Origin of the sequence: Lishizhenia tianjinensis (assembly GCF_900116425.1) — a bacterium.
Classification (GTDB): Bacteria; Bacteroidota; Bacteroidia; order Flavobacteriales_D; family Crocinitomicaceae; genus Lishizhenia; species Lishizhenia tianjinensis.
This window is the reverse complement of record NZ_FPAS01000001.1, coordinates 1,360,042-1,384,554: the sequence shown is the minus strand read 5'-3', so window position 1 is coordinate 1,384,554 and position 24,513 is coordinate 1,360,042. Positions and strand designations below refer to the sequence as shown.

Here is a 24,513-nt window from a genome sequence, read left to right as displayed (position 1 = left end):
CCACAAGTCCGTAAAATGTCCGTAGTTGTCAGCTGTTCTACTATTGTATTGGAATGTAGAGTCCTAAATTAAAACCTAAGGCATAGGCTTTTCTTATGTAGGGAGATTGTACAGAATAATTGCTGTTCAATTGTCTTCTTCCTTCTACACCTGCATAAATACCAAAGCTGTCGCTCATGCGTAAACGAAATCCTGCGGCGGCCGTTAGGTCTAACAAAAATGATGTATACCCTTGGTCTTCTACAAGCTCTCTGTTCCTTGGTGCATTTTGAAAGGTATATTCTTCTAAATACATCACGTTAAAAAAGGCCTTAGGTGTGGCACCTATGCTCGCGTGAAATGAAATATCTCCTCCTGTTATGTAGCTAAATTTAATCGGCACTGCAAAGTGTCTATAACTTCTTGAGGTTACAAAAGAGGTGTCGTTACTGTCGTATTTATTTCCTTCTTTATTGGAGGAAAATCCGATTCCAAAATCAAAGTAGAATTTGTTGTGAATTTTATTGCGAAGTCCAACCGATACAGAGTTGGCCCACAATGCGTATTCATTGGCCCTTACTCCGAGGTCTTTACCAAAAGGAGCGGGAGATGATTCAAGGGTTCTAAAGGTGTATTGGGGAGAAAATTGAAAGTAAAATTCTGTATTGGTTGTATCTACTCTACGTTCAGGTAGCGCTTGCTTTCTCGGGTCTTTGATAACATTTCCTCCTGTGCTAATTTGCCCCCAAGAGAAATTTGCAAATAATAACAAAGCGATTACGTTAAAATGTTTTAAAGTCATTAATTTCGAATTCATATTGGAAAGATAAAAATTAAGCCGTATACTCACAATACGCGAGGAAAGTAAAATAAAAATAACCACATTATTACAGACAAAACATGACAAAAAAGAAGAAAAGAAGTGTAATTGCGCGCATTTTTAGAGGAATTGCTGCGCTTCTGTTTTTACTCACAATTGCTTTGATAGCTATTCCTTATTTCTTCAAAGATGAATTGAAGGATATGGCCTTGAAGGAAGCCGATAAATATTTGCTGGCGAAAGTGGATTTAAAGGATTTTGATTTAACCTTTATTTCGAGTTTTCCAAAAATGAGTATACAACTTGAAGGCTTGAAGCTTACAGGAAAAGATGCCTTTGAGGGTGTTGAACTGGTAAATGTAAATAACCTAGAGGCCAAAGTAAATTTCTGGAGTGTAATTTCTGGAGATAAAATTGAAGTGGAAGGTATAGCCATAGATCAGCCCAAAGTAAACGTGCAAGTTTTGGAAAATGGCTTGGCGAATTATGATATCATGAAACCTGATTCTGTGGTGGCGGCTGAAAATCCTGCAGATACTGCTTCAAATTTTGTTTTTAAATTGAAGGAGTTTACCATTAATGAGGGGGATATTATCTATGCTGATAAAGCAGGTGATATGATGATGGAATTGTTAGCGTTGAATTTATCTGGAGACGTTGGTATTGTAAACGAGGCCTATGAGGTAAATACCAAGGCAGATATGAAATCCTTAACTTTTAACTACGACGGTATAGATTATCTTTCAAAAGTTGCCACTAAAATGGATGTAGGCATGCTTATGGAGATGACAGATGAAACCATGAAGTTTACTTTTACTGAGAATCAGTTTGAGTTGAATGCTTTAAAAGCAAGCTTAGATGGTTACTACGCAATGTTGGAAGGTAGAGATGAAATGGACATTAAATTAATTACTGCCGAAACAAAATTCAAAGATCTTCTTTCTTTAATACCGGCCTTTTATACAACAGGTTATGAAAGCATGGCAACAGGTGGAAAGTTAGCGTTGAATGCCTGGGTAAAAGGAACTATGGATGAGGTAAACATGCCCGGTTGGGATATAGATATGAAGGTGGACAATGCCTCTATTAATTATCCAGATTTACCTCAAGGTATTGATAACATTAATATAGACTTAAATACCAAGTTTGCTGGAGGAGCGGATTTGGATAAAATGACCTTGGACATCAATAAGTTTACAGCAAAGTTTGCGGGAAATTCATTGGATGCAAACATGAAATTGCGCAATACTATGACAGATCCTTACATCAAAGCAGGGGTATTTGCAGATGTGGATTTAGCTACCTTAGGTCAAGTAATGCCTCTAGCAGAAGGCGAAAGTTACAACGGACAATTGAAGTCTGATCTTGCCTTAGAGGGTAGATATTCGAGTATAGAAAAAGAGGCGTATGATGAATTTAAGGCGTCTGGAAATTTAAGTTTGAAAGATGTGTTATACAAATCTCCTGATTTACCACAAGCTGTTGAAGTTGAAAACTTGGCCTTTGCTTTTACGCCACAGGATATGAAACTTACGGATTTAAAAGCGAAAATGGGTAAAAGTGACTTCAATGCTTCGGGTACGGTAGACAATTACTTGGCGTATGCATTAAAAGACGAACCTTTGAAAGGTACTTTTAACTACTCTTCTAATCTTTTGGATATGGATGATTTAATGCCAGCATCAGAAGAAGTTGCAAGTACAGAAGAAGAGACCACCACAGAAAGCTCTAGCGATGAAGTTATCTTGGTTCCAGGAAATATAGATTTTGTATTGAATGCTAAAATCAACAAGTTGATCTATGATGGAATGGAAATAAATAATGTTACGGGTGATGTAGTATTACGCGATGAAAAGGCAAGTATTTCTAATTTAAAGATGGATGCCCTTGGGGGTGGAGTATTATTGAATGGTACGTATAACACGCAAGATCATACAACTCCTAAATTAGATTTTGCTTATGATCTAAAGAATTTAAATATTCAGGAGTTGACGAAAAACTTTATGACCATAGAACAAATGGCTCCTATTGCGAAATATGCACAAGGATTGATCAGTTCTAATTTTTCTATGTCGACAAATTTAAATGCTGACTTTACACCAGACTTTACCTCTTTAACAGCCAATGGTGATTTATTTACACAAGCTGTGAAAGTTTCTGGATTCAAGGCATTGCAGAAAATGGAAAATGTGTTGAGTATATCAAACCTTGACAACAGAGAGTTTAAAGATATCAAAGCTTACTTTGCTGTGGAGGATGGTAAATTGAGTGTGAAACCATTTAAACTGAATTTAGGTCAGGGTATTACTGCCGATGTAGAAGGAACCACATCTTTGGAACAAGATATAGATTATACCTTAAAGATGCTGATCCCGAAGGCCTTGATTCCTAAGTCTGCCGTAGATGCTGCAGAAAAGGCCATAGCTCAAGCCAACAAAATTCCAGGGTTTAAGATGGATGGATTACCAGATCAATTACCTGTTACTGCATTAATAGGCAATAAGATTACAGATCCTAAAGTAACTTCTAATTTAAAAGAAGCTTTGCTTGAACAAGGAGGTGGTATTAAGGATGGCGTTAAAAACCTAGTAGATGAAGGTGTACAAAATGTGAAAGACACCGTAAATGCAACGATAGATAAGGCCAAAGAAGATTTAGGTGCCGCAAAAGAAGCCAAGAAAAAAGAGATAATGGCTGAGGCAGAACGCAATGCGAATAAATTTAGAGCCGAAGGTAAAAAAGCAGCAGATGCCATAAGAGCAGAAGCTGAAAAGGGAGCTCAGAAATTAATGGATGAAGCAGGTTCTAATCCCTTGAAAAAGAAAGCTGCGGAAGTAGCTGGAAATAAATTAAAAAAGGAGGCTGAAGAACGTGCAATTAAAGTTGAGAATGAAGCGAATGCTAAGGCCGATAAAGTAATCGCAGATGCACAAAAAAGAGTGGATGCCCTTTAGAAAGTGACAACTAAGGGTGAAGTATTAAAAAAATGAATTATTTTCACGGCGAAAACTTAAAACTAATATTATGGGATTTTCTGCATTATTTGAATCAGGAGAGAAAGCAAAATACAGAGGACATTACAGAAACCTTTTATTGATAGCTTGTGCCGATGGTGGTATTGATGACCAAGAGCAAGCACTTTTAGATAGAATTGCTTCAAGAATTGGATTAACAACAGATCAAGTTGCAGAGATTAAAGCAAATCCGGCTAACTTCCCTACCGTTGCACCTACAACAAGAGAAGAGAGATACGAGCGTTTTATTCAATTGATGCAGATGGTTGCTATCAACGGTCATGCTGATGCAAACGAATTGAAATTGGTGAGAAAATACGGAATTGCTCTAGGATTTACAGAAGAGAGCATGGACGAGAAATTTGAGCTTATCTTAAAGCACTTGTTAGACGGAAAATCAAGAAGTGAAGTATTGGATAAGGTTTTATAAACTGATTCAAGATAGAATTAAAAAAGGCTGCCGTTAGGCAGCCTTTTTTGTTTGTATAATGTCGTGTTATCTTTCGAGAACTTAAATTGCTAGGTTGTCTAAAAGTCTCAAGGTCTAACGATCTAAAATCTAATTTTTATCATTCAACCAATACAAGAATTTCTTCCAAATTCCTTTTGGAGCTTCTTGTTTTACTTTTTTCTTTGGTTGGGATTTAGCCTTCTTTTTCTTTTTTGCAGGAGCTTTAGCCTTTTGTTCTTCCAACTGCTTTAAATAGTGCTCTTTTCGCTTTTGTTGCTCAATTTCCTTTTTGCGCTCTTCTTTTGCTTTCTGCTCAGCTAGTTCTTGTTTGCGTCTTCTTTCTTGCTGTTGCTTGCGCTTTTGCTCTGGAGTTTTGCGTTTTACCTGTTTTTTTACCTTGGTCACCTCAACTTCCTCACTGCGCTCAGTTGTAGGAGTTTCTTCTGAAGAAATAGCCTCTTCTGGGGTTTCTACCTTAGGTTCAGGTAAATCTATCTTACCGATCACTTTTACTCCACCAAGTTCTTGCTTCGGAGCTTTAATTACTCCATCCACGATGTTTAATTCTTCTTCTTCTAATGGACTTTCCTCTTCTGGGTTATTTTCTGTTGGAGTTGTATTTTCAGAATGGGGATTTTCCGCAGACTCATCGCTTGTATCGTTAAGAGGTTCTTCTTGTTCTGCTATAATTTCAAGAGGCGCTTTGTTTTCTACTTCAATTTCTTGCTCTTCTTTTGGTTCAAGATTTTCTTCAACAAGATTTTCCTGAAGGGACTCTTCGGGAATTTCGTTCAGAGCTGCTACCATTTCCTTAATCGGTTCAGGTTTGAAGTGATTAATAACGTCGTCTACGAATTCGTCAGGAATTTTTGTATTAGGATGTTCGCCGATTTTAGTATCCTTCGTTTCCTCTAGGAATTTTACAATTTTATCTGTTTTGATACTTAATCTACGGGCTAACTGTCCTAAGCGCATTTTACTTGTGTTTTTTACAAATATATACGAAAAGTCATAATTTGGAAGGTAATTTTTCGGTGCTTAAAGTCCTAAAGTTTGGAGCAAAAAAAATCCCCCAGCGAACCGGAGGATTTATACGTATTTGTGAGCTTTAGAAATAGCTATTAGAAACTTCTTCTGAATTGATAATCAAACAAGGTTTTTTGTCTGCGTTCGTAATTAAAGTTTGCGCAAAGCCATCAAATTGAGGAAGTAAACTTTCTGAGTGATAAGCTAATGCAAACATTTCAGCATTTACTTCTTTGGCATAATTCACAACCTTCTTTTGGAAAGAACCAGATCCGCCGAGCAAAGTAATTACGTTTTTAACGTTTTTCTCCTCGTACTCTTTCTTTACCAAAGCAATTCTAATTTTTATCTGATTTGCTAAACGAGCATCCGTTTGTTTTTCCCCAACAATATGAACCTCTGCATCAAACATAAAAGCCAAGTCAGCCGCGTAATTAATGATTTGTAAGCTTTCTTTGGTTAAATCTATAGGAACTACGATTTTGGTAATCGGCTCGTAAATCACCCTGTCTTGTACTACCAAGAAAGGAGTAGATGTTGAAGTAATTACTTTAATAGCGTAACTACCTAATATTTTTTGCATTCCTTTCGCACCATGTGTTCCCATAACAACCAATCGCGCATCTTTTTCTTCCGAAATTCTGCCGATGTCGTCGAAGATGTTTCCAACGGTTACTTCTATTTCAATTTCAGGGTCACCTTCTTCCCAAATGGAATTGGCAACAACCTTTTCTAAATGTGCTTTCGCTTTTGCAATTTTTGATTCCTTGTCCACAAGGTGTAAGAGTAGAATGGCCGTGTGTCTTCTTCGCCCAAGTAGTATAGTGTTTTCTAGTGTCTTGTCACCTAGTTCTGTTAAGTCGTGCGGAACTATGTATAAATTTGCGCTCATAAGGGGGTTCAAATTTTATTCAAATGTAAGTATTATTAGGCTTTAAAGCCATCATAAAATATAAAGACTCCAGTCTTAATAAGTTACAATTTTACCTAGCAAACTAAACGTAATAATTGTTATCTTGTTGGTAAAACTTCATTATTTCTTTGCACTTCTTATTAAACGCAAAAAAGCATTGTATATTTGCAACTGTGTATGCATAATAAATAATATGATCAAATTAATAAAGTTTTACTTACAATTTCTCCAAATATTTTCGTCTCGACTTGCGGGGAAAAAAGCCTTTGATATTTTTCAAATCACCAATAGAAAAACGATTAGGGAACGAGAAAAAAACTTTTATGATGCTTTTCAAACTATCATTTTAGAAGATGAAAAGGAAAGTTTTCCTGTGATTACAAATAATCTTGACTCCGATCAAAAGGTGGTGTTGGTTCATGGATGGAATTCTAATTTGGCGGCTTTACAAGAGGTTGCCAATGCATTGAATAATGCCGGTATTCGTTTTTATGCTTTTAACCTTCCGGCCCACGGTAAATCTAAATTGAGTAAAACGAATTTGTATGCTTCTAAAGAACGTTTTAAGCGCGTAGTGGAGTGTATAGATGATAAAAGTAATTTGTCTTTTGTTGCGCATTCTTTCGGTTCGGCAGTTACGGCTTACGGATTGAGCGAAATGCAAGTCAATGCAAAGCACCTAGTGTTTTTAACCGTACCTGAGTCTATAGAAATGATGTTTTCTGAACTAGCCGGCTTGTTTGGTTTGAATGATAAAACCCTTGATCAGGTTTACGCAGAGGCTACGAAATTGGTGAAAGAAGATGTGAAAGAGATTACGGTTCAACGCAAGTTGGAAAAAGTGGATTACAACAAAGCACTTTTTATTCACGATAAATTCGATAAGGTAATTCCTTTTGATAACTCAGAGCGTGTTCATGCGTCAGCGCACGATAGTAAACTTATAGCCTTTGAGAATATAGGACATTATCGCATGTTAACGAACCCAGAAGTACTTCGTGCAACGATGGATTTTGTTTTAGAACCGGTAGAAGCAGAAATAGTGGAATAATGCTATTTTTATCGGGATGGATAAGAAAGCAGAGAAATTACAGTTGTTATCAGACCTTATCGACCTAGCTAGAGTAGATAAGGAAATGAAAGAAGTTGAAGAGGATTTTTTAACGATAATCGCGCAACGATTAAACCTAAGTCCGGAAGATTATATTGCCGCTGCAAATGCTAAGCGTCCTGGCAATTACCCGAAGGGAGAGGTGGAGCGTATCCTTCAATTTCATCGTTTGGTTTTGTTGATGAATATAGATGCAGAAACCGGAGAAGAGGAAGTTGGTTTTTTAAAGGAAGTTGCATTGCGTATGGGACTCAATCCTATGTCTGTTCAAAAAGTTTTGGCTGTAATGTCTAATTACCCAAATAAAGTAGTTCCGCCAGAAATACTCCTTTCAATTTTTAAAGAGAATTTTAATTAAGTAAAAGAAGGTTGTTGGCTACGTTGTAGTGAATGATTTCTTCATCAAGTAAATGATCTACCACGCGCGTTAATTGTTTTTTATCGCGAATATTGAGTTCTGATTTGAGCTGATCTAGGCTAAGATGGCCATTATTTAAAAGATCCAGAATGGCTGCCTTTAGTTGTTCATGTGTGTATTCCGAATTGGCTTCAGATCTACAAACATCACAGGTTCCACAGGCTTCAGAGCTTTGACCAAAGTAAGCGAGTATAAACTGAGTTCTGCAGCGCGTAGTTTTTAATAATTCTGTCATCGCTTTTAATTTGTTGAAGGCGATGTCTTTTCTGTTTTGATAAGCTTCCTTTTTAATGCGAAGGTAGTCATCTGGCAAGCGTTCATGGGTAAATGAAATTTGAGGCAAATCACTACGCCATTGAATTTCTACCACACCATTATTCTCTAAAAACTTTAATTGTCTGTCCAGTTCTTTTTCAGTAATTCTCAATCTTTTACTCAAGTCTTTTTCGCGTATAGTGGCAAATTCACTAAAAATACCCGCATAACTTCTGCTTAACCAAGTTATAAGTCCGGAGTAGTTATCATGTTTAATTTGAAAACTGTAGGCGCCAGCATTGGAAATTACAAACTTCAATCGAGTAGGGTGATGAATGGCTTCATTCAAAACAATATCATCATTGAGCTCGAGTATTTTCAAAGCGTTGTAGGCTTCCACAACGTTCAATTTAAATTTACTCGCGAACTCTCTTAAGTCAAAAGGATAGGTTTCGTCCTTTCCAGAGCCTATGGCAATTTTTAAGAAGTTACATACCGCTCTATACATCAATTTTACATCATCGATAGGTGGGAATTGTTGTTCGAGTTGTTTGCGCATGAGTAGTAAGTCTTCATCCTCGTATAAGGCAAAGGTTCTCGATTTTTTTCCATCTCTTCCTGCTCGTCCTGCTTCTTGAAAGTAGGCCTCTATGGAATTTGGAATTTGATAATGGGCAACAAAGCGAACGTCGGGTTTGTCTATTCCCATTCCGAATGCATTGGTGGCAACCATTATTCGAATGTGGTTACTCAACCATGCTTGTAAGCTTTCATTTCTTTTATCACCGTCCATACCTCCATGGTATATTCCCACCAAGTGTTTGTAAGAGAGTAGAAGTTTTGCAATGTGCTTACAATCTTTGCGGGTTTGGCAGTAAATGATGCCTGTATGCCCTTTGAATTTGTCAACCAGCGCGAGCAAGTCTTTTAACTTGTTTTCTGATTTATATATTTCGTAACTGATGTTATCTCGGGTAAAACTCCCTTCAAAGTATTTTAAATTTCTTAAGCCGAGTTGAGTAATGATATCTTCTTTTACCTCTGGTGTAGCCGTTGCAGTTAAGGCCATCATGGGTACGTTGGGATGGTATTCACGTATTTTAGCTATTTCTCTGTAGGAGGGTCTAAAATCATGTCCCCATTGAGAAATACAGTGCGCTTCATCTATGGCAATTAATGAAACATTCATTTGCTGAAAGCGCGTGAGAAAGAGTTTGGACTTTAAACGTTCTGGAGAAACATACAAAAAATTTAATCCTCCAAATTTTGCATTGTCCAAAGTAATGTCAATTTCTCGCTTCGACATCCCCGAAATGATAGCCTTGGCTTTTATTCCTCTGGCTTTTAGATTATCTACTTGATCCTGCATTAAGGCAATCAAAGGAGAAACCACAATACATATGCCTTCACGAGCTAGTCCTGCTATTTGATAGCAAATGGATTTACCACCACCCGTTGGTAAAAGTGCTAAAGTGTCATGACCATAAATGGCGCTATTGATGATATCCTCCTGCTTTCCACGAAAACCATCGTATCCCCAATATTTACTTAGTATCTCTAAACTTTTACTCATCCTTGTATCGCTCAAATTTATGAATATATGCGATTGACTAATTAATTTTTAGAATCTTTGTCTAGATTTTATGGAATCTAGCATTTCTAGGCATTCTTAAAATAGAAACTTCAAACAAATTAACCATGAGAAACGCTATTCCCTTCTTTTTGTTTTTGTTGACTTTCGCGAGTTACGCACAAAACATCACCTTAAAAGTTGAGTTGTACGATACGGATACAGACAGCAAAGTGAAAAATGCAAACCTGCTATTGAGTTTGAAAAATGAAAAAATCCAAACGAGTTCTAACGCCGAGGGATTTGCTTACTTTAATATACAGTCAAAAGAGGATTTGATTTCTTTAAGCATAGAGCATTACATTTTTAAAGATACATTGTTTACCAGTTTTGATAAATCACTCAAAATGGTCCACGATGATACCCTTTTATTGCGCATAGATTGTGAGTTCGACGGACTTTCTCAGGAGGGGGTAACCATTTTTTCGAATAAACTCCCCGATACCGTTTTTGGTTCAAAAGAATTGAGCGTTGCTGATTTTGAATTAATAGGGAAGAACAGAATTATTCTTTTGGCCTATGAAAAGAAATTGAAAAAAGGGAGTCAGATTATGCTTTATGAAAACGGAGAAATTTTAAGTACGCTTAGGGTGCCCAATAAAGCGGAAAAACTCATCAGAGATTTCCGTGGTAATGTGCATATACAATGTGCAAAAATCATGTATACTGTTTATGTGGATGAATATGATGCTTTGAAATTGGGAGCCATTGATAAGTCATACTATTTTAAATACATCTCGCCCATAGTGGATACACTGCAAACCAAAATGTATTTCTCTAATTATAACCCCGATTTCCCGGCCATGGATTATATGTATGTAGACAAGATAGATACGACGTATAAGCACCTCCTAAACATAGAGGATGAATTGATGATGGATCTTTATACTTCTGAATATTTATGGGTAGACGTAAGAACTAAATTATGGGCCATGGAAATGGAATCGAAAACAGGTATTGATAAGCGTATCTGGGTAGGAGCCAATTATTTTACACAAAGTATTTATTACGAAGAGATATATGCTCCCATGTTTATGCGTAACGATAGTTTGTTTGTTTTTGACCATTACAAAGAATATATGTTTGTATTAAATGATGATGGGGAGAAGCTCGATAGTATGAATATCTATTATCATTTAGATGAACGCAGAACAGGTTGGGAGAAGTTACTCTTACAAGACCATGTTACCGGACAAATTTATAGTGTTTATGAAAAAATGGGATATACCTACATTAAATGGATAGATCCGAATACAGGTGAGGCTTTACGTAGTCAGAAATTGCATTTTAGATATGTAGACAAATTAGAAATAAGAGATAATAAAATTTATTACGTGTATAGACCTTTTGAATCTACACAAAAGAAATTTCTTTATGAAGAGGATCTTATTTTTGATTTTGAAGCGGCCAAAGTATTGAATGGAGATCAAGTGATGAATTAGAAAGGACTTAAAATGAAAAGGAGAAACAGACGGGCGTCCATTTCTCCTTTTCTAATCAACCTAACCTAACCACCTAAATCAGTTCAAAGATACGTCAGATTTTAAGCTTGTACAAGGAAAATTATACGAGATTCATATTTTCATCGGGTAAAGGACATTTTTTATCGATGAATGATTATTGGGTACGCATAATATAGTTGTGGTAAATATTTTATTTAGACAAACTTTACTTGATATGCGGGAAATAGTAGGATAACATGAAAGTGGTTTCTTACGAAAGGAAAGTACTTAAAAATGAAAAGGAGAAACAGACGGGCGTCCATTTCTCCTTTTCTAATCAACCTAACCTAACCACCTAAATCAGTTCAAAGATACATTAGTATTTAAACTTGACAAAGTAAATTATATGAGTATCTATTTTCTGTATGTAAATAACAAGTTTTTGTCGATGAATGCTTTTTAAGCGTGCATAATATTTATTAGCCACAGGGTGAAGCTTTTTTCATCACGTGTGCTTGTACAAAATTTTCTAGTTAAAGAGGGGAGAGGAGAAAATGAAAGGTCCTAAAAATGAAAATGAGAAGCAGACGGGCGTCCACTTCTCATTTTCTAATCAACCTAACCTAACCACCTAAATCGTTACAAAGATAATTTAAATATCTAATCTTAGACGAGTTAGTTCTATTTTATTTCTAGTAAATCTTGGATTGCTAATTCGACGGAAAAAACGAAAGGTCTAAAAATGCAAATGAGAAGCAGACGGGCGTCCACTTCTCATTTACTAATCAACCTAACCTAACCACCTAAATCAGTACTAAAATAAGTCTTTTTTATGATTTGACCAAATGTAAAATCAATTTTAAGAAATAATTAACATGCGTGACATTGGCCCAAGGTTCATAAGTGCGTCTAACACAGATAGATTGGGCTCAAAAGTTAACTTGTCTGAAAATACCTGAATATAGGGTGGGGTATTAATTTTATTCTTTTTATCGTTTAAAAAGACCCGAGGATCTTCCATGTTCTCAATGTTTGGAGCATCATTTTCAAGCGTAATTTCTAATTCTAAAGAAAGAAACTCAATGATTGCTTGTTGAATATTCTTATTGAACTCCACTAAACTTTTTTCTTCTTGAAAAATTAAATCCTTTACCTGATCTCCGTAGTACCAAAAATACGGCGCGTGTTTATAGGCACTTTCTATGGCTTTCCAATGGTCTTTTTGCCAGTTTTCAGCATCACTAATGCGAACATCTTTACTCAGAGTGTTAGAGCCATTTGGACGAATAACCGGTATACTCAGTGCCTGTTTACCGTTAGCACTTAGTATTTCTTGTCTATTCCTAAAACTCTGCTTTTTGTAGACGTCCTTGTAGTCGAGACAGATTTTACCCACCTGGGCTTGTTCTTTCCAGTAGGCAATGTTTCCGAAATAAACTGTGGTACTGTACATTATTTAATCCAAGTGAAAAATCTTTCTGTTCTAAATCCTCCATTTGGATTTTTAGACAACCATACTAAAGAAGCTTTACCTACGATGTGGTCTTCTGGTACAAATCCCCAAACTCTTGAGTCTGCAGAATTGTATCTGTTATCTCCCATCATCCAATAGTAATTCATCTCAAAAGTGTAATCGTTCGCTAATTCACCGTCAATGTAGTATTGACCGTCCTTTTCTTCAAAGGTATGACCTTCATACGCTGTAATTACTCGTTTGTACCAAATCACATTCTTACGTGTAAGCTGAATTTTATCTCCTTTTCTAGGAATGTAGAACTTTTGGAAATTTGTAGACGTGTTGTGAACATCAGGATGTTTTGGGTAATAGCTTAAATTGTTGATCTTCATTTCAACGTCATCGAAATTTTTGTAGTAAGCTACATCTTCATCTAATTTCGGTGTTAGAGTAATGTGCTGACTCAATTCTTTGTGCTCTTCAGCGGTTAAGAAAAGGAAAGCCTTTGTTTGGTCGTCGTAAGAAACTCTATAATCTCTATTTTCTTCAAGACCCATTCTGTTCATTAAACCAACCAAAGAAGCCAATTGATTGCGATCCGCTTCATAACGTAAATTTTGATGTTCAAATATAGGTGCAGGAGTACCATTAACATACAATTGAGCATCGATCACTTCCAGGCTATCACCAGGTATTCCTACACATCTTTTAATGTAGTTTTCTCTTTTGTCAACTGGACGAGGAATCACTCCCATATGGTCAACGTAGCTACCTTGATTGTAGGTTCTTTTGTTTACAGCAAACTCGTAACGTGCTTTAGCCTTCCATTTTTCTAATTCATCTAAGAAAGTGCTCCAGTCAACATAGAAATCTTTCGATTTGATTTCTTCGAGCTTCGCATCGTAAAGAGAATCTGGATTTGTTATCGTAGAATCTGTATAAATACGTTCTCTTAATTTATTCTTCAGTTCATTTACCTTGTTGAAGTTATTTTGATTGGCCAATTGGAATTGGTGTTGCGCTTCTCCAATGATTAATCCGTGATAATCATGTCCCATTAAACCAAAAGGCATACGCGGGTCATAAACTGCAGTATCTCCAGAAGGGTAGTTGAATACTACTACATCATATCTGTTAACATCTGTAAAACCTGGTAGTCTTGTATATTCGAGTTTTTCAACTCCCACGTAAGACTTGATATTTAAATAAGGAATGAAGTTATGTACCAATGGGAAACTTACCGGTGTAACAGGTACTTTTGGTCCGTACGCTAGTTTGTTAACGAATAAGAAGTCACCCACCAATAAAGTTTTTTCCATAGATCCCGTAGGGATTTGGAAAGGTTCAAAAACGTAGGTTCTAATACCTGAGGCAGCAATTAGTGCAAATAGCACGGTGTCTCCCCATTCTTTGATTTTTGATTTTTTAGATTTTTTCTTGCTTTGAGCAGCTCCCAAGGTATAGGCTAAAATATGACCTAAAATTGGAAGTGATAAAAACAGAACTATGTGATCTCCAGCTGTACGTTCAGCCACTTGTTTGGCGTTCTCCCAATCTGTAGTGTAATTTGCTTTTGCATTTTCGTCTCCTGCAATCTGGTACATAGGAACGAAAGGGAAAAAGATTCCAAGAAGTGTATCTACAACCGATACTTTTCCGAATTTTCTAATCAAGGAGACATTGATAACCATCCACATAAAAATATGTATCCCCGGAATGATTAAGAAAAGTGCCCACCACCAGGGTTGACCAGAAATTTTGTTGGCAATGGCATAATTGTAACCCGGTACAAATGCCTCCCAAGTTTGTCTACCTGCCTTTTTAAAGATTTTTGGCCACATAGCCAAGATAGGGTAGACGATGAAGAAGAGGTAAAAATATAAAGCTGACATAGTTTAGAAATTTAGCACATCTTGCATGGTGAATACTCCTTTTTTATCGTGTATCCATTCTGCAGCAACCACAGCTCCTAATGCGAAACCTTTGCGGTTGTGTGCTTCGTGTTTTATAGTAATCGTATCGATTTCTGATGTATAATTAATGATGTGGGTACCCGGAACTTCTGGTTCTCTTAAGGCTGTAATGTTGATGCCGTTCTCCACAGCTTTTTCGTTGTTTTCCTCACAGAAATGCGCATTGTAGGCATCGTGATTGGCTATGATTTGTTCAGCAAGCGTAATGGCTGTTCCACTCGGAGCGTCTAATTTCTGCATGTGGTGGATTTCTGTCATGTCACAAGCGTAAGACTCTTGAGTGTTCATGATTTTAGCCAAATACTGGTTGACCTTAAAAAAGATGTTTACACCTATACTGAAGTTACTGGCATGTAATAAAGCTCCATTTTTATTGGCTACTTTTTGACTAACAGCTGCCAAAGCATGATTCCATCCTGTTGTACCAACCACTGTTGGGATGCCTGCATCCAATAAAAGATCTACATTGTTTAACACAGTGTCTGGGATACTGAATTCGATGGCCGCATCAATGTTTTTTAATTGATCTGGAGTAATTGGAGTTTTTGAAGTCGATCGCAATACAATTTCGTGTCCTCTTTCAACAGCAATTTCTTCAATTGCTTTCCCCATTTTTCCGTATCCTACTAATGCTATTTTCATGTAATATCTTCTTTGCAAAATTGCTGATTTAACAATTTCATTTCCAAAGCAAAAATAAGAGAAACTGGGTACTTACGTTCTTTTTTAACGAAAATTAAAGGCTAAACTCACACCGTAAGTGGAGTTGTTGAGTAGGGTAGGACTTAAATTTAACGAAAGGTCAGGACTCACGTCAAAATTTACAAAATGTGCCTCCACGCCGGCGTCTAAAACATTTAATCCCCAAATTAAAACAAAGGCAGCTATGCTTAAATCTCTGTTCTTTTTAGAAAGGTTGTGTCTGTTGATTAAGTTGGTTTGGTCAAAAATTGTGTATTCTGGAAATTTGATAGTTCCAGGGTTTTCTTGTCTGTGGTAGTATTCTAAACGCGTACGATCTACTTCTACACTATTCGAAAAAACCGAGTAAGCAGCCCATCCTAAACCAGCGTAGATTATAGGAACCTTTAAGAAGGCATAACGCTTACCTTTGGGTTTTGCAAAATGATTGTAGAATTGACCTGCACCAGGAACAAAAGCGCTTAATTTCATGGCTTTGCTTGGTGAGTGTATGGTGTCTTTGGTAGGTAGAGGCTCAGCTATGGTGTCGTTATTCTGACACCATGCTAAACTTCCAATGAGTATAAATAGTATGAGAAGAGGGGTTCTCAATTTATTTGTTTAAGATTTCAATGATTCTATTCAAGTCTGTTTCAGAATTGAAATTGATCACCAATTTACCACTTCCTTGTGGTGTTTTTTTGATTTCAACTTTAGCTGCTACTTTGTCGCCGAAGTGAGATCTAAAGTCGTTTTGGATTTGGCTAATAGGTGCAGCTTCTACTTTAGCTGCTGGCTTTGCCTTTTCTACGTCACCTTCTCCTTTGATTAAATTTTCTAAGGCTCTAACCGATAATCCTTCCTCAATAATTGCGTAGAATAAATCGATTTGTGTTCCTTCGTCACCTGCAGAAACTAAGGCTCTTGCATGTCCCATAGAAATAAGGTTGTCTCTTACTCCTTTTTGAACCAAAGCAGGAAGCTTTAGTAAACGCAAATGGTTGGTGATAGAAGATCTGCTTTTTGCAATTTTTTGACTCAGTTGTTCTTGGGTCAAATCACATTCATCCAACAAACGTTGGTAAGATAAAGCAACCTCTATGGCATTTAAATCTTCACGTTGAATGTTTTCCACCAAAGCCATTTCAAGCATGGTTTGGTCGTTGGCAACTCTAATGTAAGCAGGGACTTCTGTTAATCCTGCTAATTGAGAAGCTCTAAATCTACGCTCTCCAGAAATTAATTGGTATTTATCTCTACCTAATTTTCTAACCGTTAAGGGCTGAATAATTCCATGTTCTCCAATAGACTTACTTAATTCATTAAGCGCGTCCTCTTCGAAATGGGTTCTCGGGTTAAAAGGGTTGGCTTCTATGCTAGAAATAGGAAGCATAGCAATTGCACCTAAAACCGATTTGTCTGAAATGTCTGATGAAGTTATATCTGTTGCTGAACTTTGCAACAAGGCCCCTAGTCCTTTACCTAAGGGTGGTTTTTTATTTGCTTTAGAGCTCATTTCCAAGTGTGATTTTTTTATCGTCTTCGTTTACTTTCGTTGCGTTATTACGTTGTAATAATTCTCGTGCAAAGTTAAGATAGTTTATAGAACCTTTACTCGTTGCGTCGTGCATTACTATGGTTTCCCCAAAACTTGGAGCCTCTCCTAACTTTGTATTTCTGTGAATTACAGTATCAAAAACTAATTCTTGGAAGTGCGTTTTTACTTCGTCTACTACCTGGTTGGCTAAACGTAAACGCGTATCGTACATCGTTAATAAAATACCTTCTATTTCTAAGTCTGTATTTAATCTTCCTTGTACAATTTTAATGGTGTTCAATAATTTACCTAATCCCTCTAAGGCAAAGTACTCACACTGTACAGGAATCATTACTGAATCAGCTGCAGTAAGTGCATTTAAGGTAATTAAACCTAGAGAAGGAGAACAATCTATAATAATGAAATCGTATTCGTCTTTAACTTTGTCCAACGCCAAACGCATCATGTGCTCTCTGTTGGGCATGTTAATCATTTCTAATTCCGCACCTACTAAATCGATGTGCGAAGCAATGATGTCTAAGTTTGGATTTTGAGTTTGCATGATTACATCTCTTGGATGCGTTTCATTGACCAAACAATCGTATATGTTCTTGTTGTTTTTTGGATCAAAACCTAATCCAGAAGTAGCATTGGCCTGTGGGTCGGCGTCAACTATCAATGTTTTATATTCCAGCACTCCTAAACATCCTGCAAGGTTAATTGCAGTGGTTGTTTTTCCTACTCCTCCCTTTTGATTAGCTATCGCAATAATTTTACCCATAGTGTTTTATTTTCAAGGTAAAGATAGTTCTAAACCTCGATTCAAATTAAGAATTCTCGTCTTTATTTTTCCTTATGACAATGTTGATTTATTGTTGATATCTATAAATCATCAAAGCTAACAGTGGTGTATTCCTCTTGTTCTTCATCCTCATTTTTGTAAGCTCCAGAAGCTTTCAACTCGGCAATCTTTTCGATTACTTCCTGAAGTCCATCGCTAAACTTTTCAAAATCCTCCTTGTATAAAAAGATTTTGTGTTTTTGAAAACTCATGCGTCCATTGACCATGGATTTTTTGCTTTCAGTTAAGGTTAAATAAAGGTCGTTTCCTCTAGTCGACTTAATATCAAAGAAATAGGTTCTTTTACCTGCTCTAACGACTTTAGAAAATACTTCTTCATTACGATCGTTGCGGTTTGTTTCATCCATAAACTCCTGGTTTTGCTTCCCAACAAATATTGAAATTTATTTTATCAATTGCAACCTGATCACGGCTCAACTTCTGAACGGTTGATTTGGCTTGCTTTAAGTTACTTTACTCGTGTTTAAAGGCTGTCTAGAACAAAATATGTGGGGTTTCGAAGTTACTACAAACGAGGATGGAGAAGCGTGGGGTATTGTGTTAGTTGTTGATATTAAGAAGGTTGGAGCGTGAAGCTTTTTTTTGTGGTGAAAGATGAAAAAATAGAATTTGGAATTGGGCTTTTCAAATTCTTTTACCTTCGTAGAACAGCATGCTGATTTTTACAGTGCGGTTTCGAAGTTGGAGGAAAGAAAAATTTATGAAATATTATCACTTGATCATTTTGTTTTTAGTTCTTGGAGCTTGTATAGCTCAGAAGGAAGAAGACCTTCAAAAGTTAGATGTGGAAGTAGATAATAAATCGACTTCATCTCAAAAGGATACACTTATTTCTGCAGAAGCAGTAGTAGATACAGTTGAGATGTTGGACACCTTAGAGCAAAGGATAATTAATGCAGGTTTGGTAGATGTCGAAATAATTAATGCCAATATATGGGTTGATTTAAAATATAGTACTACAGATAATTTTCTGGCAACAAACTTATATGGAGTATTGACCAAGGCTTATTTACAAGAGGATATAGCTTTGCGTTTGGCGAAAGTTCAAGATAGTTTGAGCGCCATTGATAGTACCTTGCATTTGTTGGTGTACGATGCTGTTCGTCCAAGAAGCGTGCAGTGGAAGATGTGGAGGGCTTTGGATAGTTTGCCTGTTGCGCAAAGGATAAAGTTTGTTTCTAACCCCAGAAATGGAAGTGTGCACAATTATGGTTGCGCGGTAGATTTAACCATTTGTAGAGCTGATTCTGTTCCCTTGGATATGGGTGCGAACTTTGATGATTTGCGTAAAATAGCCTATCCTAAATATGAAAAAGACTTCTTGAAAAGCGGAGAATTAAGCGATGTTCAACTGGAAAATAGGTTGTTGCTCAGAAAGGTTATGCGCTATGGTGGGTTTTGGGTGTTAAGTACCGAGTGGTGGCACTTTAATGGCCTCAGCCGCGATGCAGCCAAGGCCAAATATAAAGCTATTGAATAAGGCTATTTCTCTAATTTAAGAGAGTGACCTAATTTGTCTCTTTTTGTTTTCAAGTACAATTCGTTGTGAATGTTACTCTTAATTTCTAAAGGAACGTTTTCTACGATTTCTAAACCGTATCCAATTAATCCAGTTCTTTTCTTTGGATTGTTTGACATCAAACGCATTTTACGAATATTTAGATCTCTTAAAATTTGAGCTCCAATTCCGTAATCTCTTTGGTCTGATTTAAATCCTAATTTGTGGTTCGCTTCAACGGTATCTAAACCTTCTTCTTGCAACTTGTACGCACGAAGTTTGTTCATCAATCCAATTCCACGACCTTCTTGATTCATGTAAACAATTACACCTCGTCCTTCTTCGTTAATTTGTTCCATTGCGGCATCCAATTGAGGTCCACAATCACAACGACAAGAACCAAAAATATCTCCTGTTATACAAGAAGAGTGAACACGCACTAAAACAGGATCATTTTCATCCCATTCACCCATCACTAAGGCCAAGTGCTCTTCACCTGTATTTTTGTTTACGTAAGCGTAAAGATCGAAATCACCGAATTTCGTTGGCATCTTCACAGAAACCTCACGTGTTATTAATGTTTCTTTTTGAATTCTGTATTTGATCAAATCTTCAATAGAAATGATTTTAAGATCGTGTTTTTTCGCGATTTCCATCAATTGAGGAAGACGCGCCATTGATCCATCTTCATTTAAGATCTCAACGATAACTCCCGCTGGTTCAAAACCTGCTAAACGACTAATGTCTACGGCAGCCTCTGTGTGTCCAGCTCTTCTTAATACACCACCTTTTTTGGCTCTTAAGGGGAAAATGTGACCGGGTTTACCTAATTCGGCAGGGTCTATATTTGGATCGATTAAAGCTTTAACTGTTTTCGATCTATCACTGGCACTAATACCTGTAGTACAACCATGACCGTTTAAATCTACAGAAACCGTAAATGCAGTTTCATATACAGCAGAATTTGATTTTACCATCAAATCCAAGCCTAATTCATCACATCTTTCTTCTAATAATGGAGCACAGATTAATCCTCTTCCTTCAGTTGCCATGAAGTTGATGATCTCTGGAGTACAATTACGAGCTGCAGTTAAGAAGTCTCCCTCGTTCTCTCTATCCTCATCATCAACAACTATGATTACTTTTCCAGCTTTGATATCTTCTAAAGCTTCTTCAATTGTATTGAGTTTGTTTTCCATTTTTCTCTAAATCTTTTGCAAAGTTAACAACTTTAGTTGGTTTAAGTTATGATTTCATGAGGTCAATAAGACGCATGGATGACGAATGCCAATTAAAGTTGTTATTTACAAAGGTTCTTGCGTTCCCCTGTATATGTTGGTATAATGTGTTATCTGTTAACAATGTTTCTACAGCAGCAATAAATTCTGCTTCGGTGTTGGCGATTAAGATGGAGTGTTTGTCCTTCGCTCCAAGTGCATTATTGGCAAGGGTTGTAGTAATACATGGTAAGCCCATGGCCATGGCTTCTAAGAGTTTGTTTTGTAAGCCTGTACCAATAAACATAGGGGCTACAAATATTTTAGCAGAAGCATAAGCTGTACGTATGTCATCTACCCAGCCCGTTACCTCTATTTGTTTGTTTTCAAGCGCTTTTATTTCCTGAACAGGATTAGCACCACTTATTTGCAGACTAAGCTTCGGTAAAGCTGGCATAATGTGTTGCCCCAAATACAAAGAGGCTTCTATATTTGGAGGGTAGCTTAAATTTCCCGTAAAAACAAGATCTTTTGTAGGTTCTTCTTTGTGCTGAAAATTGAAAAAAGAAGGCGATACTCCGTTGGGAATGATAGCAATTTCATTTCTGTCTTTATGAAAAATCATTTCCCTGTCTTGCGCCGTTATGATGCTATGATGCTCGAAGTAATCGAAAATCTTATGCTCATAATTTCTTAGGCGTTGATATTCCGCTTTGAAAAATGGGCGCTTGTACCACGGAGCTAAAGCAATTCTTCGGTGTATACCTTTACTTAAGGCATCCATGTAGTCTATGGTTTTGGGACAAGCGTGGTAGTTTTTAACGTACTCTGCTGGTCGTACCAATTGACAATAAATGTGATCGGGTTCAATTGCTTTGAGTAATTGATTGATCTGCTTTTTTACGCCGTAATTGGTGAAATACCCGACTTGAAAAGGCTTGTTGGTCAACAATTGTAAGGCTGTACCAAAAAGTTTTTGAACCTTGTTGAGTTTAAAAACGTGAATGGCTTTACAGTATTTTTCAACTTCTTTGATCCATTCATCCTTCAATTCAATTTCAGTAAGTGCAAGGAGATGTATATCGTAAACCTTCGCCAATTCTATCATTTGATAGTAAGCACGCAGTTTGTCACCCTTCTCCAGAGGGTAAGGAAAACGAGAGGTTAATACAACTAATTTCTCTTTATGTGTTGCTGATGAATTCAAGGAGTTTTTTCGCTTCTTTATCTGGTGCAAAATTATCATTTAGAAACTGTTTCCCACCTAATCCAAGTGCTTTTCTTGTATTTTCATTTTTTTGAAGCGCAAGCATGGCAGCAAAGAAGTCGTCTTCGGTTTTGGCCAAAGCAATGTGTTTCTCATTTTTTAAATCTAATCCTCGCACACCTTCTATAGTAGAAATCGTTGGTTTACCGTGTTTTAAACTTTCTAAAACCTTCATTTTTACACCACCTCCAGTTTGAAGAGGTACGAGAGCAATGCCGTGTGCGGAAATAAATGCATCCGCATCTTCAACTTCCCCGTGGTTGCTTACAAATTCATACTCCTTAAAGAGTTCTGGGTTTAAGTTTTTACCCGCGATATGTATGTTAAAGTTGTGTTCCTTGTTTTTCAATACACTTTCAAGTAACCAAGTAATGGCTTCTAAATTTGGAGCCCAATCAAAAGCTCCCAAGAAGTAGAAATCGTTTTTGGTGTAATCTGAAGGATGGCTTTCTGTTGCTAAACTGGTATGAATTACAGCCGTGTTGGGCAAGAAGGTCTTGAACCACGCATTGTCGGCTTCTGATATGCTCAGTACTCCATCAACTTTTTTCAGCTCCTTTTCTTCGTAGTTTTTCAACTGTTTACTAAGGTGTTGTGTGTATATTTTCTTTAAAGGATTTGTTTCGCTTTCTGCTCTGTCTTCCCATAATTTCCATTCAACATTGTGAGTTCGCACAAATACTTTTTGTCCTACAAATACTTCTAAATAGGGTAGGAGGTATATGCTTTCAAGTATTACCGTGTCAATTTGATGGATGGCCAATAAGTCCTTTAAGGTTTCAACTACGGCCTCATCATAGAAACGTTGAACGTTATATGGGACGTAAGCAAAATAGTTTTTTAAAAGCTGCAACGGTTTAATTTGCGTTTGTATATCCTGAAAATATACCAGCTTTTCTTCTTTTTTTGGATAGGCTTTAGCCGAGAAAGGATGTTTGTGGGTAGCCAACGTGAAATGCGTTACTTCAATTTCATCTCCAGCCAGGTCTAACAAGTCAGCTGTGTTTTTCATTGCAACGCAACCACCGTCTATTACCGGGTAAATGGGTTTATTAGTGAAGTGAAGTATTTTCATTTCTTCTTAGAGAATCTTTTTTGCCACGCTTTTATATCAATTGGAGATCTATCGTTGGCGGCTGAAATCATCAAGAAAATGGCAAAGGGTGCCAATATAAAGCTAGGACCCCACATTCCCCAGAAAGGTGAAACAACAAAGTTTTCAGCCATTCCTTCTCCCACACTTATCAATACAAAATAGATCATGAAAAGTAATACAGCGATGACAACCGGTGCTCCAAATCCTCCTTTTTTTACTATCGCTCCCAAAGGTGCTCCAATGAAGAATAAAACGATAATGGTGAAACTCAAGGCAAATTTACGGTGAAATTCTATTTTAAAACGACGTAAATTATTATGCTTTGCGTCTTCGAAATCGAGTTGTCCGTTTAACTTTCTTTGCTTTTCTCGTATACGTGTGAGTGCCGTTTTGTAGGCCTTTGATAATTCATTGTCAGAGAGTTCTGCTAAATCAATTTGTACACTGTCCTGATCGAGGTAGGTGCTGTCAGCATTTTCTTTTTCTGAGCTTTGTGCGGGTAAAAAGTCTACACTTTGGTAGTATTGTAAATCTCCTCTTACGCGTTTTTCAAAATTGTCTGCAACGTTTTTGTAGTCCGTTTTTAAAGAATCAAGCAAATGATTGATTTGAAACACATTGAGCATTTCGTATTCATTGGTAAATCTTTCATCTTCTGATCTGTCCACCGTAAAACCACTCATGTTCATCTTATAAGTAGCCGTAGTAAATTTAGATTTTCTACCCGCTCTATAAGCTTTGCCCATTTCACTGTCTTTTCGCTTACTTCCGTCAGAAAGTTCTTCTATTACGGTTCCATTGTCCAGCTTTAAAAAGAGCACGTCTCCCTTTTTAGATTTGAAGAATTCTCCGTCTTCTGCAGTTATGGTTTTTAAAACTTTTTCGTCTGTATGGTCGTGTATCGTAATACCCTTTACTTTGTTATCGGTTTTTTCAACTACACGTATGCTAAATCCATCTATATCATCGGTGTAAGAACCGGGCTTTAAGAAGCTGGTTAATTTGGTTTGTTGTATATCCCAAATTATAGAGTGCCACTTTAAATTGGCAACAGGAATTACATAGTTAGCAAAGTAAAAAGTACCTATAGAAAGTAGGATAACCACAAAAGTAAGGGGTCTTAAAATTCTATACAAAGAGAGACCACTCGCTTTTAAGGCTGTTAACTCGTTCTTTTCTCCAAGATTTCCAAGGGTAATGATGGAGGCCAGCAAAATTGCAAGGGGAAGAGCAAGGGGTAACAAACTTGCAGAAACGTAAAAAAGTAATTCTAGAATAATTACTGTATCGAGTCCTTTCCCAAGCAAGTCATCTATGTATTTCCACAAAAACTGCATGAGCAGCATGAACATGGAAATAAGAAAGGTCGCCAGAAGGGGACCTCCAAATGATTTGATAGAAAAAATACTAAGCCTATTCACAAGCAATTTTTGGAGTTGCGAATGTATACGAAAAAAATGAAAATCTATTGTCTATGCGCCAAGAACTCTTTTCAGATCGCCTATAGCGTTTTCCCATAAGTCTTGGATTTCTTCCATTTCGTCTTCGTAAGCAAAACCTGTTACCCAAAGAACAATCTCTTTGGTCATGCCGTCTACCTTAAATTTTAATTCGATGTAAGTATTGCGTCCTTCTTCTTCATCCTCTAACCATCTAAATTTGATTAATTCGTTGGGTCTTTTGGTTAATAGGCGGGCTTGTTCTTCAGAACCGTCCCAGATAAACGTGTAGATGTCTCCTTTGATGTTAACGTCGTCTGCAAACCACTCGCTTAGTCCGCTTGGGGTCATTAACATGTTGTTTAATACCTTGGGTGATGTTTTTAGCAAATACTCTTGTTCGAATTTAATTTTATCCGACATAATTG

The 24,513-nt window shown here is 36.9% G+C and carries 22 protein-coding genes; 6 read left to right on the top strand and 16 right to left on the bottom strand.

Going from position 1 to position 24,513, the window contains the following annotated elements; translation table 11 throughout:
• Positions 1-40 precede the first annotated feature (40 nt).
• The gene (locus BM327_RS06355; protein ID WP_139230277.1) at positions 41-796 is read right to left on the bottom strand and encodes a hypothetical protein; all 756 of its coding nucleotides are present in this window, start codon (positions 794-796) and stop codon (positions 41-43) included.
• 83 nt (positions 797-879) lie between these two features.
• Here BM327_RS06355 and BM327_RS06350 point away from each other — a divergent pair, with 83 nt between their 5' ends.
• Positions 880-3,753, top strand: coding sequence for an AsmA-like C-terminal region-containing protein (locus BM327_RS06350; protein WP_090247478.1), 2,874 nt, complete (start codon positions 880-882; stop codon positions 3,751-3,753).
• Between the two features lie 70 nt (positions 3,754-3,823).
• Complete coding sequence (locus BM327_RS06345; RefSeq protein ID WP_090247477.1) at positions 3,824-4,243, top strand: TerB family tellurite resistance protein; 420 nt, start codon at positions 3,824-3,826, stop codon at positions 4,241-4,243.
• Between the two features lie 129 nt (positions 4,244-4,372).
• Here the strand turns inward: BM327_RS06345 and BM327_RS06340 are convergent, their stop codons facing one another.
• Positions 4,373-5,239: a cell envelope integrity TolA family protein gene (locus tag BM327_RS06340; protein WP_090247476.1), complete on the bottom strand. Its 867-nt coding sequence runs from the start codon at positions 5,237-5,239 to the stop codon at positions 4,373-4,375.
• A gap of 133 nt (positions 5,240-5,372) precedes the next feature.
• Entirely contained in the window at positions 5,373-6,182 is an 810-nt protein-coding gene (locus tag BM327_RS06335) for a universal stress protein (protein WP_090247475.1), read from the bottom strand.
• A gap of 214 nt (positions 6,183-6,396) precedes the next feature.
• Between BM327_RS06335 and BM327_RS06330 the strand changes: the two genes are divergently transcribed.
• Positions 6,397-7,254 carry an alpha/beta hydrolase gene (locus BM327_RS06330; RefSeq protein WP_090247474.1) on the top strand — a complete coding sequence of 286 codons (858 nt, stop codon included), beginning with the start codon at positions 6,397-6,399 and terminating at the stop codon, positions 7,252-7,254.
• A 16-nt stretch (positions 7,255-7,270) separates the two neighbouring features.
• Positions 7,271-7,672: a TerB family tellurite resistance protein gene (locus BM327_RS06325; RefSeq protein ID WP_090247473.1), complete on the top strand. Its 402-nt coding sequence runs from the start codon at positions 7,271-7,273 to the stop codon at positions 7,670-7,672.
• On the opposite strand, the gene BM327_RS06320 is transcribed toward BM327_RS06325, so the two are convergent.
• A complete protein-coding gene (locus BM327_RS06320; protein WP_090247472.1) occupies positions 7,665-9,560 on the bottom strand; it encodes a RecQ family ATP-dependent DNA helicase in 1,896 nt (631 codons plus the stop codon). The genes BM327_RS06325 and BM327_RS06320 overlap by 8 nt on opposite strands.
• Before the next feature lie 125 nt (positions 9,561-9,685).
• Between BM327_RS06320 and BM327_RS06315 the strand changes: the two genes are divergently transcribed.
• Complete coding sequence (locus BM327_RS06315; protein WP_090247471.1) at positions 9,686-11,059, top strand: hypothetical protein; 1,374 nt, start codon at positions 9,686-9,688, stop codon at positions 11,057-11,059.
• Between the two features lie 859 nt (positions 11,060-11,918).
• Here BM327_RS06315 and BM327_RS06310 read toward each other — a convergent pair.
• From BM327_RS06310 to BM327_RS06280, 7 genes are all read right to left on the bottom strand, one after another.
• Positions 11,919-12,512 carry a WbqC family protein gene (locus tag BM327_RS06310; RefSeq protein WP_090247470.1) on the bottom strand — a complete coding sequence of 198 codons (594 nt, stop codon included), beginning with the start codon at positions 12,510-12,512 and terminating at the stop codon, positions 11,919-11,921.
• Positions 12,512-14,407 (bottom strand): signal peptidase I, encoded by a 1,896-nt coding sequence (gene lepB, locus BM327_RS06305; RefSeq protein WP_090247469.1) that lies wholly within the window; start codon positions 14,405-14,407, stop codon positions 12,512-12,514. Before lepB ends, BM327_RS06310 begins: the two co-directional genes overlap by 1 nt.
• 3 nt (positions 14,408-14,410) lie before the next feature.
• On the bottom strand, positions 14,411-15,166 hold the full coding sequence (gene dapB, locus BM327_RS06300; RefSeq protein WP_262987294.1) for a 4-hydroxy-tetrahydrodipicolinate reductase: 756 nt from the start codon (positions 15,164-15,166) through the stop codon (positions 14,411-14,413).
• A gap of 48 nt (positions 15,167-15,214) precedes the next feature.
• Positions 15,215-15,781: a DUF5683 domain-containing protein gene (locus BM327_RS06295; protein WP_090247467.1), complete on the bottom strand. Its 567-nt coding sequence runs from the start codon at positions 15,779-15,781 to the stop codon at positions 15,215-15,217.
• Between the two features lies 1 nt (position 15,782).
• Entirely contained in the window at positions 15,783-16,685 is a 903-nt protein-coding gene (locus BM327_RS06290; RefSeq protein WP_090247466.1) for a ParB/RepB/Spo0J family partition protein, read from the bottom strand.
• Positions 16,675-17,487: a ParA family protein gene (locus tag BM327_RS06285; protein ID WP_090247465.1), complete on the bottom strand. Its 813-nt coding sequence runs from the start codon at positions 17,485-17,487 to the stop codon at positions 16,675-16,677. Before BM327_RS06285 ends, BM327_RS06290 begins: the two co-directional genes overlap by 11 nt.
• Before the next feature lie 101 nt (positions 17,488-17,588).
• On the bottom strand, positions 17,589-17,915 hold the full coding sequence (locus BM327_RS06280; protein ID WP_090247464.1) for a DUF3276 family protein: 327 nt from the start codon (positions 17,913-17,915) through the stop codon (positions 17,589-17,591).
• A gap of 353 nt (positions 17,916-18,268) precedes the next feature.
• Between BM327_RS06280 and BM327_RS06275 the strand changes: the two genes are divergently transcribed.
• Positions 18,269-19,048 (top strand): M15 family metallopeptidase, encoded by a 780-nt coding sequence (locus BM327_RS06275; RefSeq protein ID WP_211664709.1) that lies wholly within the window; start codon positions 18,269-18,271, stop codon positions 19,046-19,048.
• 2 nt (positions 19,049-19,050) lie between these two features.
• Here the strand turns inward: BM327_RS06275 and BM327_RS06270 are convergent, their stop codons facing one another.
• Genes BM327_RS06270 through BM327_RS06250 form a run of 5 tightly spaced genes read right to left on the bottom strand, consistent with a single transcriptional unit; the run spans position 19,051 to position 24,508 of the window.
• Entirely contained in the window at positions 19,051-20,265 is a 1,215-nt protein-coding gene (locus BM327_RS06270) for a bifunctional 3,4-dihydroxy-2-butanone-4-phosphate synthase/GTP cyclohydrolase II (RefSeq protein ID WP_090247463.1), read from the bottom strand.
• A 46-nt stretch (positions 20,266-20,311) separates the two neighbouring features.
• Positions 20,312-21,529, bottom strand: coding sequence for a glycosyltransferase (locus BM327_RS06265; protein ID WP_090247462.1), 1,218 nt, complete (start codon positions 21,527-21,529; stop codon positions 20,312-20,314).
• Positions 21,468-22,625: a glycosyltransferase gene (locus BM327_RS06260; protein WP_090247461.1), complete on the bottom strand. Its 1,158-nt coding sequence runs from the start codon at positions 22,623-22,625 to the stop codon at positions 21,468-21,470. Before BM327_RS06260 ends, BM327_RS06265 begins: the two co-directional genes overlap by 62 nt.
• Complete coding sequence (locus BM327_RS06255) at positions 22,622-24,067, bottom strand: LptF/LptG family permease (RefSeq protein WP_139230276.1); 1,446 nt, start codon at positions 24,065-24,067, stop codon at positions 22,622-22,624. Before BM327_RS06255 ends, BM327_RS06260 begins: the two co-directional genes overlap by 4 nt.
• Before the next feature lie 51 nt (positions 24,068-24,118).
• Positions 24,119-24,508 carry an START-like domain-containing protein gene (locus BM327_RS06250; protein WP_090247459.1) on the bottom strand — a complete coding sequence of 130 codons (390 nt, stop codon included), beginning with the start codon at positions 24,506-24,508 and terminating at the stop codon, positions 24,119-24,121.
• Positions 24,509-24,513: the final 5 nt, after the last annotated feature.

Bases quoted from the DNA above. Each gene is read 5' to 3' on its own strand.
- BM327_RS06345 (WP_090247477.1), top strand. From the start codon at position 3,824: ATGGGATTTTCTGCATTATTTGAATCAGGAGAGAAAGCAAAATACAGA.
- BM327_RS06325 (WP_090247473.1), top strand. From the start codon at position 7,271: ATGGATAAGAAAGCAGAGAAATTACAGTTGTTATCAGACCTTATCGAC.
- BM327_RS06355 (WP_139230277.1), bottom strand. From the start codon at position 796: ATGAATTCGAAATTAATGACTTTAAAACATTTTAACGTAATCGCTTTG.
- lepB (WP_090247469.1), bottom strand. From the start codon at position 14,407: ATGTCAGCTTTATATTTTTACCTCTTCTTCATCGTCTACCCTATCTTG.
- BM327_RS06285 (WP_090247465.1), bottom strand. From the start codon at position 17,487: ATGGGTAAAATTATTGCGATAGCTAATCAAAAGGGAGGAGTAGGAAAA.
- BM327_RS06315 (WP_090247471.1), top strand. From the start codon at position 9,686: ATGAGAAACGCTATTCCCTTCTTTTTGTTTTTGTTGACTTTCGCGAGT.
- BM327_RS06310 (WP_090247470.1), bottom strand. From the start codon at position 12,512: ATGTACAGTACCACAGTTTATTTCGGAAACATTGCCTACTGGAAAGAA.
- BM327_RS06270 (WP_090247463.1), bottom strand. From the start codon at position 20,265: ATGGAAAACAAACTCAATACAATTGAAGAAGCTTTAGAAGATATCAAA.
- BM327_RS06330 (WP_090247474.1), top strand. From the start codon at position 6,397: ATGATCAAATTAATAAAGTTTTACTTACAATTTCTCCAAATATTTTCG.
- BM327_RS06250 (WP_090247459.1), bottom strand. From the start codon at position 24,508: ATGTCGGATAAAATTAAATTCGAACAAGAGTATTTGCTAAAAACATCA.
- BM327_RS06260 (WP_090247461.1), bottom strand. From the start codon at position 22,625: ATGAAAATACTTCACTTCACTAATAAACCCATTTACCCGGTAATAGAC.
- BM327_RS06280 (WP_090247464.1), bottom strand. From the start codon at position 17,915: ATGGATGAAACAAACCGCAACGATCGTAATGAAGAAGTATTTTCTAAA.
- BM327_RS06350 (WP_090247478.1), top strand. From the start codon at position 880: ATGACAAAAAAGAAGAAAAGAAGTGTAATTGCGCGCATTTTTAGAGGA.
- BM327_RS06290 (WP_090247466.1), bottom strand. From the start codon at position 16,685: ATGAGCTCTAAAGCAAATAAAAAACCACCCTTAGGTAAAGGACTAGGG.
- BM327_RS06340 (WP_090247476.1), bottom strand. From the start codon at position 5,239: ATGCGCTTAGGACAGTTAGCCCGTAGATTAAGTATCAAAACAGATAAA.
- BM327_RS06335 (WP_090247475.1), bottom strand. From the start codon at position 6,182: ATGAGCGCAAATTTATACATAGTTCCGCACGACTTAACAGAACTAGGT.
- BM327_RS06265 (WP_090247462.1), bottom strand. From the start codon at position 21,529: ATGATAATTTTGCACCAGATAAAGAAGCGAAAAAACTCCTTGAATTCA.
- BM327_RS06320 (WP_090247472.1), bottom strand. From the start codon at position 9,560: ATGAGTAAAAGTTTAGAGATACTAAGTAAATATTGGGGATACGATGGT.
- BM327_RS06275 (WP_211664709.1), top strand. From the start codon at position 18,269: ATGAAATATTATCACTTGATCATTTTGTTTTTAGTTCTTGGAGCTTGT.